Consider the following 2,263-nt stretch of genomic DNA (forward strand, 5'->3'; position numbering starts at 1 on the left):
CTGCCGCCGGTCGTTCTGCCGCCGGCGGCGGCGTCCCGGATGGCGTCGACCAGGCGCGGGATCTTGGTCTGCTTGGGGACCACGCCGAGCACGCCCGCCGACACCGCACGGTCCACCAGCGTCCGGGTGGGCCGGGCCGTCATGATGACGATCCGGCAGTCCGGCAGCCGCCGGCCGAGTTCCCGCACCAGCCGGAAGCCGCCCTGCACGGTGCCCATCCCCAGCACCGCCACGTCCGGGCGCCGGCGCACCGCGACCGGGACGATCATCGAACTGCGGTTCACCGCGCCGACGACCTCGAAGTCCTGCACGGAGGCCAGCACCTCGGCGATCGCGTCCAGGGGCAGCAGCTGCTCGTCGGCTACCAACACACGAATGGTCATCACTAGGTCTCCCCCGAGGGTCCCGTGAAACGGACTTCCTGGTGATCGTTCCGGTCGCAGGCCCAGTGTGCGGGCGGCCGTCCGGCCCCGTCGACGGCTCCGGGGCGTCCGGGTGCGGACATGTCCGCGGCAGGAACGCCAGGACCACCCGGAACGCCACGACCGCCAGGACCGGCGGGGCCGGTGGGTCTACGCGTGTCATTCGGTGACCCCTCAACCTATCCCGGGTCCGGCGGCCGACCCGACGCCCGGGGACAGGGACGTGACAAGTGTCAGTAAAAGCAGGTCAAAGCCTTGTCGCCGGTCACCGGCGAGGACCACGATGCGCACTGGTGATCGATTGCCGCGCGGGGCCCGTCCGCCCCGTCCGGCCCACACGCACCCGTCTGTCCGCCTACCCGTCCGCCGCCCCGACAGCCGCCTGCCCCGACACCCTCCACCGCCCGCGCGCCGCCCGTAGGACCCGACCCCTGCCCGCGCCGGCCGGCCCCCGTCCGCCTCCGCGCCCCCGCGCGCCCCCGGCCGGGCGCCGGACCGCGGCCGAAGCCCGCTCACCACGGATGCCAGAGGAAGAGGACATGCACACAGACCCTGTGGTCCAGGACCCGACCCAGGCCCTGGCCGTCGTCGGCATGGCGGGACGGTTCCCCGACGCCCCCGACGTCGAGAGCTTCTGGCGGCTGATGACGGAGCGGCGCGACGCCATCCGCCCGGTCCCCGCCGCCCGGTGGGACGCCACCGCCCGGCTCGACCCGCAGCGGGAGATCCAGGCCGTCGGCGGATTCCTCGACGAGGTCGACCGGTTCGACGCCACCTTCTTCGGCATCTCCCCGCGCGAGGCCGAGATGCTCGACCCCCAGCAGCGGCTGATGCTGGAGGCCGCCTGGCGGGCCCTGGAGGACGCCGGCACGCCCGCCCGCGCGCTGGCCGGCACCCGCACCGGCGTCTTCGTCGGCGCCGGCTGGCACGACTACGAGCACGTCGGCCGCAAGAGCGGAAGCGGCGTCACCCAGCACACCGCGCCCGGCTACGCGCTCGACATGATCGCCGCCCGGGTCTCCTACTTCCTCGGCCTCACCGGCCCCAGCCTGGTCGTCGAGACCGGCTGCTCCTCCGCGCTGGTCGCGGCGCACCTCGCCGCCCAGGCGCTGCGCGCCGGCGAGGTCGACGCGGCGATCATCGGCGGGGTCGCGCTGATGCTCGACCCGACCGCCTCGATCGGCCTCACCTACTTCGGCGGCCTGTCCCCCGACGGCCGCTGCAAGGCCTTCGGCGCCGGGGCGAACGGCTTCGTGCGCGGCGAGGGCGTCGGCGCGCTCTACGTGAAGACGGTCGCCCGGGCGCTCGCGGACGGGGACCGGATCCACGGCGTGATCGCCGGCACCGCGGTGAACAACGACGGCGGCGGGCAGAGCGTCGTCGCGCCCAGCCCGCTCGGCCAGGAGCGGCTGCTGCGCGACTCCTACCGGCGCTGGGGCATCCCGGCCGACCGGGTCGCCTACCTGGAGGCGCACGGCACCGGCACCGCGGTCGGCGACCCGATCGAGGCCGGCGCCGTCGGCCGGGTCCTCGGGCAGGCCCGCGGCGCGGACGCGGGACCGCTGCCGATCGGCTCGGTGAAGACCAACATCGGCCACCTGGAGGCCGCCGCCGGCATCCCCGGGCTGTTCAAGGCCCTGCTGTCGCTGCGGCACGGCCTGGTGCCGCCCAGCCTGCACTCGGAGGAGCTCAACCCCGGCATCCCGTTCGACGAGCTGAACCTGACGGTGGTCCGCGAGCCGCTGCCGCTGCCCGCCGACGAGCAGGTCTTCCTCGGGGTGAGCAGCTTCGGCTGGGGCGGCACCAACGCCCACGTGGTGCTGACCGGCGCGCCGCCGGCC

Annotated in this window: 2 protein-coding genes; one reads left to right on the forward strand and one right to left on the reverse strand. The window is 75.0% G+C overall.

Annotated elements, in window-relative coordinates:
• On the reverse strand, positions 1–383 hold a 383-nt coding region (locus ABD308_RS38260), incomplete at its 3' end, for a response regulator (RefSeq protein WP_344345546.1).
• Positions 384–961: 578 nt separating this feature from the next.
• On the opposite strand from ABD308_RS38260, the gene ABD308_RS38265 reads away from it, so the two are divergent.
• On the forward strand, positions 962–2,263 hold a 1,302-nt coding region (locus ABD308_RS38265), incomplete at its 3' end, for a beta-ketoacyl [acyl carrier protein] synthase domain-containing protein (protein ID WP_344345548.1).

Source organism: Kitasatospora putterlickiae, assembly GCF_039527695.1.
GTDB lineage: Bacteria > Actinomycetota > Actinomycetes > Streptomycetales > Streptomycetaceae > Kitasatospora > Kitasatospora putterlickiae.